The 16,439-nt window shown below is 62.9% G+C and carries 17 protein-coding genes; 7 read left to right on the top strand and 10 right to left on the bottom strand.

Features of this window, described 5'->3' with window-relative positions; translation table 11 throughout:
* Positions 1–9: 9 nt before the first annotated feature.
* The 5 genes from CRO48_RS20920 to CRO48_RS20940 all read right to left on the bottom strand — a co-directional run bounded on the left by CRO48_RS20920 (position 10) and on the right by CRO48_RS20940 (position 4,565).
* Positions 10–1,245: an MFS transporter gene (locus CRO48_RS20920; protein ID WP_097141805.1), complete on the bottom strand. Its 1,236-nt coding sequence runs from the start codon at positions 1,243–1,245 to the stop codon at positions 10–12.
* 321 nt (positions 1,246–1,566) lie between these two features.
* Positions 1,567–2,781 (bottom strand): CmpA/NrtA family ABC transporter substrate-binding protein, encoded by a 1,215-nt coding sequence (locus tag CRO48_RS20925; protein ID WP_097141806.1) that lies wholly within the window; start codon positions 2,779–2,781, stop codon positions 1,567–1,569.
* Positions 2,778–3,380, bottom strand: coding sequence for an ANTAR domain-containing response regulator (locus CRO48_RS20930; RefSeq protein WP_097141807.1), 603 nt, complete (start codon positions 3,378–3,380; stop codon positions 2,778–2,780). The genes CRO48_RS20925 and CRO48_RS20930 overlap by 4 nt, the downstream gene beginning before the upstream one ends.
* Before the next feature lie 149 nt (positions 3,381–3,529).
* Complete coding sequence (locus CRO48_RS20935) at positions 3,530–3,922, bottom strand: YybH family protein (protein ID WP_097141808.1); 393 nt, start codon at positions 3,920–3,922, stop codon at positions 3,530–3,532.
* A 13-nt stretch (positions 3,923–3,935) separates the two neighbouring features.
* The gene (locus CRO48_RS20940; protein ID WP_097141809.1) at positions 3,936–4,565 is read right to left on the bottom strand and encodes a TetR/AcrR family transcriptional regulator; all 630 of its coding nucleotides are present in this window, start codon (positions 4,563–4,565) and stop codon (positions 3,936–3,938) included.
* A gap of 112 nt (positions 4,566–4,677) precedes the next feature.
* Here CRO48_RS20940 and CRO48_RS20945 point away from each other — a divergent pair, with 112 nt between their 5' ends.
* The 7 genes from CRO48_RS20945 to CRO48_RS20975 all read left to right on the top strand — a co-directional run bounded on the left by CRO48_RS20945 (position 4,678) and on the right by CRO48_RS20975 (position 10,555).
* Positions 4,678–5,760: an ABC transporter substrate-binding protein gene (locus CRO48_RS20945; protein WP_097141810.1), complete on the top strand. Its 1,083-nt coding sequence runs from the start codon at positions 4,678–4,680 to the stop codon at positions 5,758–5,760.
* A gap of 182 nt (positions 5,761–5,942) precedes the next feature.
* A complete protein-coding gene (locus CRO48_RS20950; protein ID WP_097141811.1) occupies positions 5,943–6,806 on the top strand; it encodes an ABC transporter permease in 864 nt (287 codons plus the stop codon).
* 56 nt (positions 6,807–6,862) lie between these two features.
* Positions 6,863–7,651, top strand: a complete 789-nt coding sequence (locus CRO48_RS20955; protein WP_097141883.1) for an ABC transporter permease — start codon at positions 6,863–6,865, stop codon at positions 7,649–7,651.
* On the top strand, positions 7,648–8,730 hold the full coding sequence (locus CRO48_RS33515; protein ID WP_097141812.1) for an ABC transporter ATP-binding protein: 1,083 nt from the start codon (positions 7,648–7,650) through the stop codon (positions 8,728–8,730). Before CRO48_RS20955 ends, CRO48_RS33515 begins: the two co-directional genes overlap by 4 nt.
* A gap of 11 nt (positions 8,731–8,741) precedes the next feature.
* Positions 8,742–9,494 (top strand): MBL fold metallo-hydrolase, encoded by a 753-nt coding sequence (locus tag CRO48_RS20965; RefSeq protein WP_097141813.1) that lies wholly within the window; start codon positions 8,742–8,744, stop codon positions 9,492–9,494.
* A gap of 153 nt (positions 9,495–9,647) precedes the next feature.
* Positions 9,648–10,229 carry a PadR family transcriptional regulator gene (locus CRO48_RS20970; RefSeq protein WP_245423607.1) on the top strand — a complete coding sequence of 194 codons (582 nt, stop codon included), beginning with the start codon at positions 9,648–9,650 and terminating at the stop codon, positions 10,227–10,229.
* Positions 10,226–10,555, top strand: a complete 330-nt coding sequence (locus CRO48_RS20975) for a DUF2218 domain-containing protein (RefSeq protein WP_245423608.1) — start codon at positions 10,226–10,228, stop codon at positions 10,553–10,555. Before CRO48_RS20970 ends, CRO48_RS20975 begins: the two co-directional genes overlap by 4 nt.
* A gap of 34 nt (positions 10,556–10,589) precedes the next feature.
* Here the strand turns inward: CRO48_RS20975 and CRO48_RS20980 are convergent, their stop codons facing one another.
* The 5 genes from CRO48_RS20980 to CRO48_RS21000 form a co-directional block, all read right to left on the bottom strand.
* Positions 10,590–11,348 carry an iron ABC transporter ATP-binding protein gene (locus CRO48_RS20980; protein ID WP_097141814.1) on the bottom strand — a complete coding sequence of 253 codons (759 nt, stop codon included), beginning with the start codon at positions 11,346–11,348 and terminating at the stop codon, positions 10,590–10,592.
* Entirely contained in the window at positions 11,345–12,283 is a 939-nt protein-coding gene (locus CRO48_RS20985; RefSeq protein WP_407071947.1) for an iron chelate uptake ABC transporter family permease subunit, read from the bottom strand. The genes CRO48_RS20980 and CRO48_RS20985 overlap by 4 nt, the downstream gene beginning before the upstream one ends.
* A gap of 22 nt (positions 12,284–12,305) precedes the next feature.
* Complete coding sequence (locus tag CRO48_RS20990) at positions 12,306–13,259, bottom strand: ABC transporter permease (protein WP_097141815.1); 954 nt, start codon at positions 13,257–13,259, stop codon at positions 12,306–12,308.
* An 82-nt stretch (positions 13,260–13,341) separates the two neighbouring features.
* Positions 13,342–14,268 carry a siderophore ABC transporter substrate-binding protein gene (locus CRO48_RS20995; RefSeq protein ID WP_097141816.1) on the bottom strand — a complete coding sequence of 309 codons (927 nt, stop codon included), beginning with the start codon at positions 14,266–14,268 and terminating at the stop codon, positions 13,342–13,344.
* Between the two features lie 43 nt (positions 14,269–14,311).
* Positions 14,312–16,348, bottom strand: coding sequence for a TonB-dependent receptor domain-containing protein (locus CRO48_RS21000; RefSeq protein ID WP_245423609.1), 2,037 nt, complete (start codon positions 16,346–16,348; stop codon positions 14,312–14,314).
* Positions 16,349–16,439: the final 91 nt, after the last annotated feature.

The following is a 16,439-nucleotide window of genomic DNA, read 5'->3' on the forward strand; positions in this document are numbered from 1 at the left end:
TTCCTTTGATCAGGTGGCGGCCACGGCGGAGACGGAGAGCCCGCGACGGTCCATCTGCTTGATCGACAGGTGCATCCAGATCAGCGAGACGGCGACGACGGCGAAGAGCAGCAGGAAGCAGCTCGACCACAGGCCGGTCGCGTCCTTCAGCAGGCCGAAGGCGATCGGCAGGACGAAGCCGCCAAGGCCGCCGACCATGCCGACAACGCCGCCGACCGCGCCGACGCTGTCGGGGTAGTAGACGGGGATGTGCTTGTAGACGGCCGCCTTGCCGAGGCTCATGACGAAGCCCAGCACGAAGACGACGACGATGAAGACCGGGGGCGTGACGACTGCCGGCAGCGACAGGATCAGGGTCGAGACAGCCGAGACGCCGAACATCCAGTACATGACGCTGCGGGCGCCCTTCTTGTCGGACAGCATGCCGCCGAAGGCGCGGAATATGCTTCCGGGGATGGAGTAGGCGGCGGCGATCATGCCGGCTACGGCAAGGTCGAAGCCGTAGACGCCGACGAGGTAGCGCGGCAGCCAGAGCGAAAGGGCCACGAACCCGCCGAAGGCGAAGAAGTAGTAGAGGCAGAAGCGCCAGACCTGTGCCTTCTTGAGCGGGGCGAATTCCTGGGCGAGGCTGCGCGGCGCGGCACCCTTCTCGCGGCGGGCGCGGTAGGCCGGGTCGTCGGTCGTGGTGAACCAGAACACGATCGCCATGACGACGAGGGCTGCGGCCCAGATCTGGGCGACGGCCTGCCATCCCCAGGCCAGAAGCACGAACGGGGCGACGAACTTCGTCACCGCCGCGCCGACATTGCCGGCGCCGAAGATGCCGAGTGCGGTGCCCTGCTTCTGCGCCGGAAAGAACGGGGAGATGTAGGCGACGCCGACGGCGAACGAGCCACCGGCCAGACCGACGCCGAGGCCGGCGAGCAGCATCTGCGGATAGGTGGTGGCGTAGGAGAGCAGGAAGGTCGCCACCGCCGCGGCGAGCATGGTCAGCGTGTAGACGAGGCGGCCGCCGTAGCGGGTCGTCCAGACGCCGAGCACGATGCGCACGAGCGACCCGGTCAGGATCGGGGTGCCGACGAGGAGGCCGAACTGGGCCTCGGTGAGGCCGAGGTCCTGCTTGATGCGGACGCCGATGATGGCGAAGATCGTCCAGACGGCGAAACAGATGGTGAAGGCGAGCGTGGACATCCACAGTGCTTTGGCCGGTTCGCCGGCGGACATGGCTTGGGTGTTTGCAGGCATGGCTTCTCCCTGGCCCGACAAGGTCGTGCCGATCCAACTTGGGGTTGAAAAACAAAAAAGCCGCTGGCCAGGTTACGCATGCACCCAAAGAGGCGCGCGAGTTATCCTGATCAGCGGCTTTGCTGGAGGCGCCCGTCGTTGGACGCCGAATTCGTGACCCGTAGGCCTGCTAGATTAAAAGCAAGGTGCGTGCCAGATTCTGCAAGTTGTTGTTTTTACGTGATCTTGGCAGCAGCCGTGCCCTTGGCGGTCGATGGACCGGGCCGATCGGATGCAGCAATCGATCTAAAATTTGTGCAATGCACGCGAATTGGGCACGGCCTACTGGCCCAGTTGCGCGGCGATATAGGTGGTGATGTCGTCGGGATCGAACAGACTGCCGTCGAAAAAGCCGTCGGGACCAAGCGTCAGGGCGCCACTCGATCCGACCGGCGTTTCGGTACGCAGGGCCCCTTCCACCTTGGCGCTGGCAGAAGGCAGTGCCACGCCCAGCGACCTCATGGCGTTCCGATAGATGTCGGGGCGATAGGTGCCGCCGGCAATGTTCTGATGTTCCGCCGTATGTTCGACCTGATGCCAGCGAACCATCTGGGTGTAGAACCAAAGCGCATGGCTTTTCCAAGGAAAGGTGGCCGCCTTGGCGTTGGGAACGAAGAAGTCCGTTACGACCCGCGTTTGCCCGGCCCCGATCGGCAGGACGCCCCTCAGCGCCGGCAGAAGCAGTTCGGCTGGCCGGGCGACGTAGGATGGGCCGGCAAGCAGATTGGCCAGTTCCCCGTGATTTTGCGGCTCCGCGCACCAGAGCGACGCGCTGTAGAGCGCTCTCAGAAGGGCGTGCAGCGCCTCGGGATGGCCTTCCGACCAGCGCGCATTCACGCCGAGGACCTTCTCCGGACTGGACTTCCAGATCGCCGCCTTGACGGTGGCAAGATGGGCGCTGCGCTTAAGCACGCCGAACGTGTTCCATGGCTCGCCGGCGCAATAGCCGTCGATGAGGCCGGCCGCCAGCGCATCGCCCATGTCGGGCGGTGGCAGGACGACGATCTCGATCTCGCGGTCTGGGTCGATCCCGCTCGCTGCCAGCCAGTAGCGAAGTTCGTAGTTGTGTGCTGAATAGGGATGGACGACGCCGAAGCGAAGCGTCTCTTCGTTGCGGCGATCGATGACCCGTCGCAGCGCCGCGCCGCTTGCTCGGGCATCCAGGTCGTCGGTCGCGCCACATTTCGCCATTGCGTCCCAAAGGGCTGCGGAAACGGTAACGGCGTTTCCGCCAAGCCCGAGCGCCATCGGGACGACCATCTTCGGTGCCGGGGCGCTGAGGCCGAGATTGCAGGCGATCGGCATCGGCGCAAGGATATGCGCGACGTCAAAGTGGCTGACTGCGAGTCGGTCCCGGATCGTGGCCCAGGAGCGCTCGCGCACCAGCGTGAGTTCGACCGACTGTGCTTCGGCAAAGCCCTTCTCCCTGGCTACGACAAGCAGGGCGCTGTCGAGCAGCGGGAGGAAGCCGGCGGTAATGTGATGTCTTGTCGTCATTCGTCGGCTCCCGGATCGAGCAGGCTGGCGGCGGTTAGCAGGCTCTGCGCGATCTCGACGATCTTGCGGTTCTGGTTCATGGCCGTTCGACGAAGCAGCGCGTACGCGGCATCCTCCGACAGGCCGCGCGAGCGCATCAGCAAGCCCTTGGCTCGGTCGATCAACTTGCGGTTTTCCAGTTCGCCTTTGGTTTCCTCCAGTTCGCGGTTAAGCCGCGAAAAGGCATTGAAGCGGCTGATCGCCATTTTCAGGATCGGCCGGACGCGTTCCTGCTTCAGTCCGTCCACGATATAGGCCGAGACGCCCGCCTCGACGGCGGCTTCGATCGAGGCCTCGTCGGATTTGTCGACGAACATGGCGATCGGTCGCTTCACGGCGCGGGAGATCTGGAAAAAGCTCTCCAGCATGTCGCGGTTGGGATTTTCGAGGTCGATGACGATGACGTCCGGATTGAGATCGGCAATGCGCCGTGCCAGTCCACGCATCTCGTCGATGACCGTGATCTGGTCATAGCCGGCGTCGCGCAGCCCCTCTTCGATGATGGCAGCGCGTATCCGGTTCTCGTCGATGACCAGTACGTTCAGTCGGCTTGGTTTCATTCCGCCACCGCATTGGGACCGCGCCGGCGCAAACTTGCCGACATTTCGCAGATGCGCCATGCCGGCATGGAAATCAAGCGGACCTGTGAAAAGCGGCCACCTGCCGCCCGTCTGCGATCGGGGCGATGCTGCCGGTTTGCGAGCAGGACTTAGGCGGCCTTCGACAGGTGTTCGTGCACGGCCAACCACGCGCCGTGCTCATCCTGCTGAAAGACGATCGTTTCCCGCTCTTGCGTGTCGATCGGTTCTCCGCCGAATTCCACCCGCGTTTCCACGCGATGCGTGAATATTGCGGTATCTCCGGCAAGCTGGATCCGCTGCTCGCTCGAACGGCACCCGAGCACGCGAAAGCCGTCGCGCTCCTCCCAAAGCCGCCATTCCGCCCGATACGCGTCGCGACTTGTCAGAACGCGATCAAGATTGTGGAAGACAAAGGTGGCGTTTTCCGCAAACGCGGCAAAATACGCCTCGACGTCATGGCGGCCGAACGCCTCGACCAGCCGGTCGGCGGCGGCGGTCACGCCGTCTATTGTACAGTTCATTGTTTCTCCCCGATCATGCCTGCTGTTGCGGTGCGCTTATCAAGGTGGCCAGCGGTCTGTTCTGGCGCGCCACGTCGTCCTTCAGTCGTTCCAGGGACATGGCCTCGTCGCGCACGAATTCCGTGAACATCATATTGAGATTGTTGAAGAACATCGCGCCGACTGCGGCCGTGTCGATGCCCATCATGACGGCGCCGCGCTGCTGCAGTCGCTGGATCAGGGTGGACACCTGCCGGCAGAGAGCGCGGTCCAGTTCGGTGTAACGTCTGGAGAAGGGCGTATCGGGCTGTTGGATCGAGATCGCCATCGCCGTCCGCCACATGTCCTTGCTCAGATAGACGAGCGAGTGGTCGTAGTACTGGTTGATCAGTGCCGACAGCGCTTCCAGCGCGTCTGCAGGCGGGTTGGCGACGATCGGCTCTCCTGCCTCCAGCACTTCCTCGACCTCCATGGCGACGGTCGCCACGAGCATGTCGCCCTTGTTCTCATAGTAGTTGTAGAAGGTTCCGACCGACACCTCGGCGCGCTCGGCGATATCCTCGATCCGCGCGGCATCGTAGCCGACCTCCCGGAAGAGCCTTGTTGCCGCTTCCAGCATGCGCCTGTTCTTGTCGGCCTTCTGTCTCGCGCGCAGTCCGGTCACCCGCCATTCCCTTGCTTGAATGTCTTCAATTTTGATGTTGACTTGAAAAATGAACTCATTCAGTCTTTTTGTAAAGGCGCCGCAACGAGCGCCGAAACCAGAGGGCAGAACGATGAACCAATCTCATTCAGGTGCCGCTTCACGCCGGCTATTCTCTTCGGTTGCAGCATTCACTCTCGTAGCGCTTGCGGCGGGACAGGCGGCGGCTGCCGACGAACTCAATGCGCTCGTGTGGTGCGATCACACCGATCCCGCGCTGATCGAACCATTCGAGAAAGCCAACGACGTCAAGGTCAACCTGAAGGAATACGAGGGCACCGGCGCGGGCCTCTCCATCCTGGAGCAATCGCAGCCCGGCGACTGGGATGTGATGGTTGTCGACGCGGTCGACGTGCATCGCGTGATCGACATGGGCCTGCTCGGAGAGATGCCCGCGGACGCGCTGCCCACCGCCGACATTTTTCCCGAACTCCGCATGGAGGAAAACAACACCAAGGACGGCAAGACCTATGCCGTGACCGAGAAGTTCGGCTACAACACCATCTCCTTCGACAAGACGAAGGTCGATCCGAAGGACATGGAAGACCTCTCGGTCATCTGGTCGGACAAGTACAAGGGCCGCATCGCCCTCTATGACTACTATCTGCCCATGATCGGCCTGGTACAGCTCGGCCTCGGCAAGAAGACTGCCGACCTTTCGAACGCCGACATGCCCGCCATCGAGGAAAAGCTGTCGGCGATGAAGACCGTGTCGAAGCAGGTCAGTGATGTGGTTTCCTCGCAGACGGCGCTGGCGACAGGCGAGGTGGATATTCTCGTCGGCGGGGGCGAGTGGATCACCGCCTCTCTCGCTAAAGACAAACCGGAGCTGGACTGGATCGTGCCGAAGCAGGGCGCCGTTCGCTGGGCGCAGTCCATCGGCGTCATGAAGGATTCCAAAAAACCCGATCTGGCCCTGAAGTTCGTGCAATATATCCTCAGCCCGGAAGGCCAGGCCCGCCTTGCAACGTCGTCCTGCTACTGGGGCATGCCGACCAACCAGAAGGCCGGCGAGCATCTGGCCGACGAGCAGAAGAAGGCGCTGCGCTGGGACGACCAGCCCGCCTATCTGAAGAACACCCAGCTCTATCCGATCCCGACGGCGGAACTCGACCAGAAGATGCAGGACGCCTGGACCAACATGATGCAGCAGTGAGGGGATCTGCTGCCGGCCTGCCCTTTCTCTCGTGGGATGGGGCGGGCTTTGTGCACACCGTGTGAGTCATGCGCGCGCCTGCTTTCAGCAGGGCCGCTCTCTCGCCTTTGCAAGTTCCGAGGCGGATGCTGCAGCCGAACGATGACCCGGCATAACGCGCGGACACCAGCTGGACGACAAGGATGACCACCGCCACGCTTGAGCAATCGGAACACCGCAAGGCCTGGGGCCTCGTCGCCCCCGCCCTCCTCTGGACGGTTGCGTTCTTCGTCATCCCCTTTCTCTACATGGCCGCCATGAGCCTGTGGTCGCGGCAGGGCCGTGAAATCCTGCGCGTCTGGAACCTCGACAACTACGCCCGCTTCTTCAACGAAAGTGCCCTGCTCCGGGGATTGACGAACTCGCTCGAGATCACGCTGACGGTGACGGTGCTTTCGGTCCTGCTGGCCTATCCGCTGGCCTGGATAATAGCCGAGCGGGTGCCAAAGCGCTGGCAGCGCATGGCGCTTATCCTGGCCATCCTGCCGTTCTGGACCTCTTATGTCGTGCGATCCTATTCCTGGCTGCTGGTGCTGTCGAAGGGCGGTGTCATCAATCAGGCGCTGCTCGGGATCGGCCTGATCTCCGAACCGCTCGAAATCGCCAGCAACCGCACCGCGACGGTCATCGGCTTCGTGCATTTCTTCGTCATGCTTCTGACGCTGACGATCTATTCCAACCTGATCCAGCTTTCGCCGAACTACCGCCGCGCCGCCGCCGACCTCGGCGCCAATGCGTTCCAGACCTTCTGGCATGTGATCCTGCCGCTGACGCTGCCCGGCGTGATGACCGGTGCTTTCCTGACCTTCGTGCTCTGCATCGGCGACTACATCACGCCGCAGATCCTCGGCGGCAACAACGAGCTTGTCCTGCCGCAGATCATCATGCTGCAGATCGGCAGGCGGGCAGACTTCCCGATGGCAGCCGCCCTTTCCATCATACTGATGCTGGCCGTCACGGCAGCCTATGTGCTTTGTGCGCGCTGGCTGAAGATCGAAAGGGCATGACGATGGCTTTCGAGCAACAGGCGCGCACCTCAAGTCTTCTGCTTCGTCAGGGCAAGATGAAGCGGGTACTGGGGTCGTGCCTGAGCTGGCTCTATCTGGCCTGCATCTACGGCTTCATCTTCCTGCCGGTTGCGGTTCTGGTGCTGTTCTCGTTCCAGGACGGACGGCTGCCGGTGCCGCCGTTCAACGGCGTCTCGCTGCAATGGTACGAGGCGGTCTTTGCCGACCGCAAGCTGATGGCAGCCCTTGCCAATTCCTTCCTGGTCGCGACGACCTCCTCCATCGTCGCCTGCGCCCTCGGCTTTCTCGCCGCCTACGCGCTGGCGCGATACAGGCTGCCGGGATCGGCATGGCAGCGCGGCCTGCTGATCGCGCCGATGACGGTCAGCTATCTGATCATCGCGCTCGGGCTGCTTGCGGTGCTGAATACGCTCGGCATTCCCCTGTCGCTATGGACGGTCGGCATCGGGCACGTCGTGATCAATCTGCCGCTCTGCTTTGCCATCATCTATGCCTCGATGGGCGATCACCACATCAATATCGAGCGGGCGGCGCGTGATCTCGGCGCCAGCGATTTCAAGGTGATGACGCTGGTCACCGCGCCCATGCTGATGCCGTCGATCATGGCGGCCTTCTTTCTTTCCGTCACCTTCAGCTGGGACGAGTTCATTATCGCCTTCCTCCTGTCGCGCTTCGACGTGACGCTTCCGGTGGAAATCTGGAGCATGCTTCGCTCCGGCCTGAACCCGAAGACGAACGCCATCGGTTCGCTCGTCTTCCTGATTTCGGTCGCCGTGCTGCTGGTGCTCGAACTCGCTCTTTTCGGCAGGAGCCGCAAGTCATGACCGCATCCGTCTCCATCCGCAATGCCACCAAGACTTACGGCCCGTTCAAGGCGCTCGACGACGTGTCTCTCGATATCGATGCCGGCGAGTTCATCGTCCTGCTGGGACCGTCCGGGTGCGGAAAGACGACCCTGCTGTCGATCCTCGGCGGCTTCACCACGCCCACGGCGGGATCGGTGTCGATCGGCGGAAGGGACATGACCGGCGTCGCTCCGGCCAGGCGGCCGACCACGACCATGTTCCAGGACTACGCGCTCTTCCCGCACATGCGGCTGGTAGACAATGTCGGCTTCGGGCTTCGAATGCGCGGTCTGCCGAAGAACGAGCGGGACGACAAGGCGATGGGTTTTCTGAATCTCGTCGGCCTGAAGTCCGCCGCCCGGAAGAAGCCACACGAACTGTCCGGCGGGCAGCGGCAGCGCGTGGCCCTCGCCCGCGCCCTTGCCGTCGATCCCGACGTGCTCCTGCTGGACGAACCCCTTGGAGCGCTCGACCTGAAACTTCGCCGGCAGATGCAGGACGAATTGAAGGCGATCCAGCAGCGCGTCGGCACGACGTTTGTCCATGTCACCCACGATCAGGAGGAGGCGATGGCCATCGCCGACCGCATCGTGGTGATGAACCAGGGGAAAGTGGAGGACTTTGGCGCACCGGCGGAAATCCACATGCGGCCGAAGTCGCTGTTTTCCGCCGGCTTCATGGGTGAGATCAACTTCCTGCAAGGGCGCGTGCGGGAGGCGGCCAACGATGGTGCCCGGGTCGAGACGCCCGTGGGAACCGTCGTCCTCCCGGCCGCGAACTTCACCATCCGCAAACCCGTACCCGGCGACGACGTGACGCTGTGCATCCGCCCTGAGCATTTTTGCGATGCAGCCAGCCATTCGGCGGTTCGGCTGGGCGAGGCGCACATCACCGCATCCGCGTTCTTCGGCACCCATTTCAGGTGCCACCTGGCGCCCATGGCAGCCAATCAGTTGAGCCTTGTCGCGCACATGCCGCAAGCATCCGCGGTGAGGCCCGGCGAGCGCATCCCGCTCGCGCTCGATCCCTCCGGCGTGACCGCACTGGCTGTGGCGTAAGGGGCAGCGCGATGTTGAGGATTTCCGCTGACAAATGGTATGCCGTGAGCCGTCTCGATGATGACGTCACCTACATCTGCGAGCCGCACATCAAGGAATTCTACCGCTGCAACATCTGGCATGTGCGCGGGCGCGATGCCGACATGCTGGTCGACAGCGGCATGGGGGTCGTCTCGCTGCGGGAATGGGTGCCGCTCGTTACCGAGCGGCCGCTGGTCGCGGTCGCCAGCCACACGCATTTCGATCACGTAGGCTGTCATCACGAGTTCGAGTGCCGGGCGGTTCACGCGGCTGAGGCCGATCTCCTCGCGCAGCCGACGCGCGCCAATACGCTCGCCGATCCCTACGTCACCGACGACATATTCGACGCGCTGCCGCCGGAGCCCTATTGCTCGAAATGCTACGGCGTGAAGACCGCCCCGGCCACGCGAATCCTGCAGCACGGCGACGTGATCGACTTGGGCGACCGGCATTTCGAAGTCGTCCATACGCCCGGTCATTCGCCCGGCGGGATCGCGCTGTGGGAGAAGCGGACAGGCATCCTCTTCTCCGGGGACATTCTCTATGACGGTCCGCTGATCGAAGACACCTACCACTCCGACGCCGCCGACTATCTGGCCTCCATGAAGCGGCTGCTGGACTATCCGGTCCGCGTGGTTCACGGCGGGCATTTCCCGAGCTTCGACGGCGCGCGATACCGGCAGTTGATCCGCGACTGGCTCGACGCAAAGCGCGACCGTCCGACAGACCAACAGTTGCGCTGAGCAGGCCGCATACGAAAAGACTTTCGCGGTGCGGCATTCGGCTGGCCCCGGTCACGGTAAGCCAGGCGCAGGCTGCGTCGCGGTTTCCCGGCGTTTCGCCCCGCGGAACGAATGCCGCCATTTTTCTCGATATATCTTGAATTCCGATATATCGTGATCTATATCGGGATCATGAAAAATCATCCTCACTTCTTTCACCGCTTCTTCTCACCGTCCGACGAACGATCGGGCAGCCACGAACATCATCGCCACCGGCGTGGAGGCCGTCACGGCGGCCGCCTGTTCGACTACGGCGATCTTCGCCTGCTGATGCTCGCGATGATCGCGAAGACGCCAAGCCATGGCTACGAACTGATCAAATCGATCGAGGAGAGGTTCTCCGGCGCCTACTCGCCCAGCCCAGGCGTGGTCTATCCGACGCTCGCCTGGCTGGATGACATGGGCTATGCGCGGATCGACCAGACCGATGGCGGACGCAAGCGCTATAGCGTCACCCCGGAAGGCGAAGCATTCCTTGCAGCCAACCAGTCTCTTCTCGACGAACTCCTCTCCCGCGGGAAGGGGGATGGCGAAGGCGGCAGGAGGGACATTCCGCTGCCGGTGCTGCGGGCCATGGAAAATCTCAAGCTTTCCCTGCGTTTGCGGCTGAAAAGCGGCCCGCTCGACGATGCGGCGGCCGAGAAGATAGCCGCCGCCCTCGATCAGGCCGCGCAGATCGTGGAGCGCAGCCGATGACGGACATGACTTCCGGCAACGACACTTTCGCCAATTCCGGCGTCAGAAGCGCCGCGGATATCGCAACCGAGCATGCCAGCCGGTACTTGCAGCAGTTGTGCAAGCATTTCGCGCACAAGCGTCCCGTCGAATTCGACAGCCAATCGGGGCACATCACCTTCGGCGTCGGCGAATGCCGCCTGAGGGCCGACGATACCGTGCTGCGGATTTCGCTCACCTCACCGGATCAGGAGCAGATGGCGCAGCTACAGGACGTGGTCATCCGCCACCTCGTCCGCTTCGCCTTCCGTGAGGAGCTCGCTGTCACCTGGCGCGACGGCGAGTGACAGAGTCGTCGCATTGGTAGCCGAAGATCGGCCGTCATTCGAAATAGGTGGCGATCCTCTTGCCACCGATCTCCTGCACGACGAAGGAGGTTCCATAGATCGCCTCCAGAATGTCGGGCCTGACGATCTCCTGGGGCGTGCCCTGGCAAAGCACGCGGCCGTCCTGCATGGCCACGATCCGGTCCGAATGGCAGGAGGCGAAATTGATGTCGTGCAGGACGACGACGACCGTCTTGCCAAGCTCGTCGGCGGCCCGGCGCAAGAGCCGCATCATCGTCACCGCGTGCTTGATGTCGAGATTGTTGAGCGGTTCGTCGAACATCATGTACTCGGTGTCCTGGCACAGGACCATGGCCACGAACGCGCGCTGGCGCTGTCCGCCCGAGAGCTCGTCCAGGAATCGGTCGGCCAGCGGCTTCAGGTCGAGATAGGCAAGCGCCTCCTCGATCAGGCGCGCGTCGTCACCCGTCAACCGCCCTTTCGAATGAGGGTAGCGACCAAAGGCAACGAGATCGCGGACGGTCAGCCGCGCGGTCAGGCTGTTGTCCTGGCGCAGGATTGACAGGCGCCGCGCCAGGACATCGCCGGGCGTCTTCGTCACATCCAGCCCTCCCACCGAGATTGCTCCGCCGTCCATGCCAAGCAGACGGCAGATCATCGCAAGCAGCGTGGATTTCCCTGCTCCGTTCGGCCCGATGATCGAGGTGACCCCGCCGGCGGGTAGCGTGAGGGTGACGCCATCGACGACGCATGTCTGGCCGTAGCGCTTGGTGGCCTGCTCGATTCGGATCATCGAAGAGCTCCCCTGACAAGAAGAATGAGGAAGACGAGTCCGCCCGCAAACTCGATGATGATGCCGAGCGCCGTGTCGAAGGCGAAGATCCGTTCGAGCACGAGCTGCCCGCCGACGAGCGTCGCTGTGGCGATGAAGACGGCGACCGGAAGGACGAGGCGATGACGGCTCGTCGGCAGTATCTGGTAGGCGAGGCTTGCGACGAGCAGGCCGAAGAAAGTGACAGGTCCCACCAGCGCCGTGGAAACAGAAACGAGAACGGCGACGATGACGAGGATGGCCAGCGTCGTGCGGCGATGATCGATCCCGAGACCAATCGCCGTATCGCGGCCCAGCGCCATGACGTCGAACCTGTGGAAGATGCGCAGCGCGACAAGGCTGGCTGCCGCGACGAGAACTGCCGAGATGCCGAGCAGGCTCGGATCGACGCCGTTGAAGCTTGCGAACAGGCGATCCTGCAGAACGATGAATTCGTTGGGATCGATCACACGCTGCAGAAAGCCTGAGACGCTGCGAAAGAACACCCCGAATATCACGCCGACCAACATCAGGAGGTGGAGGCTGCGCGGGCCGCTCGAGAACAGCCAGCGATAGAGCAGGCAAGAAAACAGGATCATGATCGTGCATTCGAACACGAACATGGCGCGGGGATCGAGGGCGGATACCGTGCCGGCGCCGAGCGCGAAGACGAGGCAGGTCTGAATCAGCACATAGAGCGCATCGAAGCCCATGATGGAGGGCGTGAGGATCCTGTTGTTGGTAATCGTCTGGAAAAGAACGGTCGATACCGCGATGGAATAGGCGACCAGGAGCATCGCCGCCAGCTTGGTGGCCCGGAAGGGAAGCACGAAGCTCCAGTTGCCTTTCGCCCCAAGCGTCATGAACAGGATGTAGGCGAGCGCTGCGAGGCCGCCGGTCAACACGAGCGTTCGCAGAGCCCTGGAATCTCTTCGCCCATCATGCTGCACGACTGTTCCTCCGCAGCACGAGATAGAGGAAGAACGCGCTGCCGATGGCCCCGAGTACGGTTCCCACCGGGATTTCGAAGGGCGCGATGACGCTGCGTCCGATGATGTCGCATGCAAGGACGAGTCCGGCGCCCAACATGGCCACCCAGGGAAGCGAGCGGCGGAGCCGGTCGCCAAGCGCCATGCTGACGACGTTGGGGACGATCAGTCCGACGAAAGGTACCATGCCCACCGACACGACGACGCAGGCGGTCACCATCGCGACGATCACCAGGCCGAGCATGACCACGCGGCGATAGTTGATACCGAGATTGCTGGAAAAGGCCTCGCCCATGCCCATGACGGTGAACCGGTCGGCGGCGAAATAGGCGGCCACGGTCAGGCCCATGGACAGCCAGAGCAGTTCGTAGCGTCCGCGCAGAACGGCAGAGAAGTCCCCAGTCGTCCATGCGCCCATCGACTGGAGGAGATCAAAACGATAGGCGAGAAACGTCGTGACGGCGCTAATGACCCCGCCGAGCATGATCCCGACCAAGGGTACCATCAGCGCCGACCGCAAGGGGATCTGCCGCAGGATTGCAAGGAAGAGCGCGGTGCCGGCGATTGCGAAGAACGTCGCGACAAGCATGCGGGCATAGACCGGAAGCCCTGGTGCGAAAAGCATGACCAGCAGAATGCCGAGACCGGCCGATTCCACCGTGCCCGCCGTGGACGGTTCGACGAAACGGTTCTGCGCCAGCATCTGCATGATGGTCCCCGACACCGCCATCCCCGCGCCGGCAAAGATCAGCGCGAGCGTCCGCGGAATGCGGCTGTCGAGGAGGACGAGCCACGTCTTGCCGTCCCCTGCCGAAAGCGACGCGAGCGTGACGTCGCTGACGCCGAAAAACATGCTCGCGGCGGCAAGGGCGACCAGGATCAGGAGCGCTGAGGCGAACTTCAATGGAGGACCCGACAAGGATGAAAAAAAGCGATCCGGCCGTCCGCTCGGAGCGGACGACCGGAACTGCCAAATGCTTTGATGATCACTCGCCCGCGAAGGCGGTGGTCAGCTGGTCGATCGTCCTTTGCATCGACTGGATGCCCCCGCCGACGACATACCACGATGCCGCATCGAGGTAGACCACATGCCCGTTCTTCCAGGCCTTGGTCTGCCGTACGATCTCGTTGTCGAGGAACGTTGCGGCCGCCGTGCCTTCCTGCCCGATGGCAGCATCGCGGTCGATGACGAACAGCCAGTCCGGGTCGGTCTCCAGGATGAACTCGAAGGAGATCGCCTGTCCGTGGTTGCTGCTCTTGCCGGGCTTGAGATCCGTGGCTGCCGGAACCACGCCATAGTCGTCGTGCAGCACGCCAAAGCGGGAGCCGGGGCCATAGGCACTCATCTTGCCGCCGGTGGTCAGGATGAGCAGGCCATTGCCGGCTCCCTTCGCCTTCTCCTTGAGGGCGGCGGCCGAGTTCTCGAGCTTGCCGATCAGGGTCTCGGCCTCAGGTTTCTTGCCGAACAGCGCGCCAAGCGTGCGGACATTTTCCTCGGCACTCGCCTTGAAAGCCTTCGCATCGACGGAGAGATCGATCGTCGGTGCAATGCGCGAAAGTTCGGCATATTTGGCGGCCGACCGGCCTCCGATGATGATCAGATCGGGCGCTACGGCACTGACGGCCTCGTAGTCCGGCTCGAACAATGTTCCCACCTTGGCATACTTCTCGCCTTCGTAGGCCTTGAGATATTCAGGCTTCCGGCCACCGGGTACGCCGGCGACTTCGACCCCGAGGGCGTCCAGCGTGTCGAGGCTCGCCATATCGAACACGATCACCTTGGCAGGCGTGGCAGCCAGGGTCGTCTCGCCCTGCCTGTGCTTGACCACTATGTCGTCGGCCTTGGCCGGGAGCGCCAGCGAGGCGACCGCAAATGCCGTGACAAGCAGGCTCGTGAGTTTGGTACGGATCATGTTTCAGCCCTTCGTTCTGCGGCTCTGAATTCGTGTCGAATGGTTAAAATTTGGTGGCCATGCTGACCCAGAAACGACGTCCTTCTTCCACCGTGTTGAAATCGGTCTGCTCGATGTCCTTGTCGAACACGTTGTATACGGCGCCGCTGACGGTGACGCTCTCGTTCAGCGCGTAATTGACGCCGAAATCCAGGGTCGTGTAGGCGCCATATTTCCTGCCCTCGATACCGTTGATGGAGACGACCTCTCCGTTGCTGCCGATGCGCGCGCCGGCGGCAATCTCGGAGCCGTGGTAGTTTGCCGATGCCCAGGCGCCGAGGCCCTCTACCGGCGTCGTCCAGTCCGCGCGCAGGAAGCCTGCATGTTCCGGCGTGCGCGCCAGCGGGAAGCCCATGTAGTCGCCGGTCTTCTGCTCCGAATGGGTGTAGGTGTAGCTTGCCCGCAGGACGAGGTCGCTGGTGGCGTACCAGCTGGCGGTCAGTTCGACGCCCTGGATCACCGCGCTGTCGACGTTGTAGTTGTACCAGAGGACGTAGTTGGGGTCTTCGCTCCAGCGCACCGGATTGCCGCTCGCATCCAGGACGCGGGCATTGGTGATCTTGTCGTCGAAGTCGGTGTAGAAGTAGGTCGCGCCCAGCTCGACGTCGCCGTTGTCCCAGAGGGCGCCGACTTCATAACTGGTACTGGTTTCTGCCTTCAGCGAGGGATCGGCAATGATGACGCCGCATGGGTTGGTCCCGGGCGGCAGCGTGCTCGGAGAGCCATAGTAGCAGCCTCCGCCGCCGGTCGTATAAGCATAGCCGGGTGCGATCTGTCGGATGTCGGGCGCGCGGAAGCCGGTGGAGATGCCGCCCTTGACCGTCAGTTCGCTCGTTGCGTCCCAGACGCCGTAGATGCGCGGGCTGAGGTGATTGCCGTACTCTTCATGATAGTTGGACCGAAGTCCGGTGGTGAGGGCGAAATCGTCTATGATTCGCCATTCGTCTTCTGCGAATAGCGCCCATTGCGTTGCCGAGAAGGTGTGGTTCTGTCCGTCGCGAAGGCCCGGGTTCTGGTCGGTGAGCCGCGCTTCGAAATATTGTCCGCCGGTGACCAGCGTGTGCGTGCCGAAGAGCTCGAACGGCGTCGTGAACTTGCCGTCGATGACGGTATTGCGAACCTCGGGCGAGCGCGGGTTCATCGCAAGTCGCCCTTCGGCCGGCGCGTAGGTGTAGGTCTCCCGGCGCGCCCATTCCTGCTGGATGGAGAATTCCGACGTGGTCCAGCCCCATCGCCCGGTATGCGACAGCGACCAGTGATCGCGGGAGTTGTCGTTATAGCTTCCGTTCGCGAGCTCCTCGAGCGTGTATCCCGCTGACTGGTCGCGCCGTACCGTCGCGGTACCGCCCTCGAGATAGATGTCGTGGTCCTCGTTGGGCGTGAATGTCAGCCTGCCGGTGAGGTCGTGGTCGCGATTGCCGGCAATGCCGCCCAGGAAGTTGTCCTCGCCGCGCTTGAGCCCGCGCCCCCACAACTGCATGCCGATCGTGTCCTGCAGCAGGGGCCCGTTAACATAGAAGGATGCCTGGCCGGAATTGCCGTAGCGGGAATGCTGCTGGATCGTTGCGTCGGTGCTTACCGAACCCGACCAGCGGTCGCCGACCTTCCGGGTGATGATGTTGATGACGCCGCCCATGGCGTCGGACCCGTAGAGAGAGGACATGGGGCCGCGCACCACCTCGATCCGTTCGATCGCCTGCACCGGGGGAACGAAACTCTGTTCGAAGCCCGAATTGCCATTGGTGCGTGCGTCGCGGGTACTCTGGCGCTTGCCGTCCACCAGTATCAGCGTGTAGTTGCCGGGCAGGCCACGGATGTAGATGTCTTTTTCGTTGGCTACGCCCGTCACCGTTACGCCCTGGACATTCCGCAAGGCGTCGGCCAGATCGCGGAACTGCCCCTTCTCGAGTTGCTCGCGGGTGACCACGGTGATGCTTGCCGGCGCGTCCTTGACGTTCTGTTCGAAGCCCGACGCCGTTACCACGACCTGCTCGAGTTCGGTCACCGCGTTCTCGGCAGTCTCCTGGGCTCTTGCAGCCATCGGGGTCGCCAGGAACGTCCCGGCCATCGCGGCCCCGAACAGCCTCTTCAAAACTGCTGCGCCTTGGCCTCCATTCGAGACCCCTACCCTC

This window comes from Rhizobium subbaraonis, from assembly GCF_900220975.1.
Classification (GTDB): domain Bacteria; phylum Pseudomonadota; class Alphaproteobacteria; order Rhizobiales; family Rhizobiaceae; genus Mycoplana; species Mycoplana subbaraonis.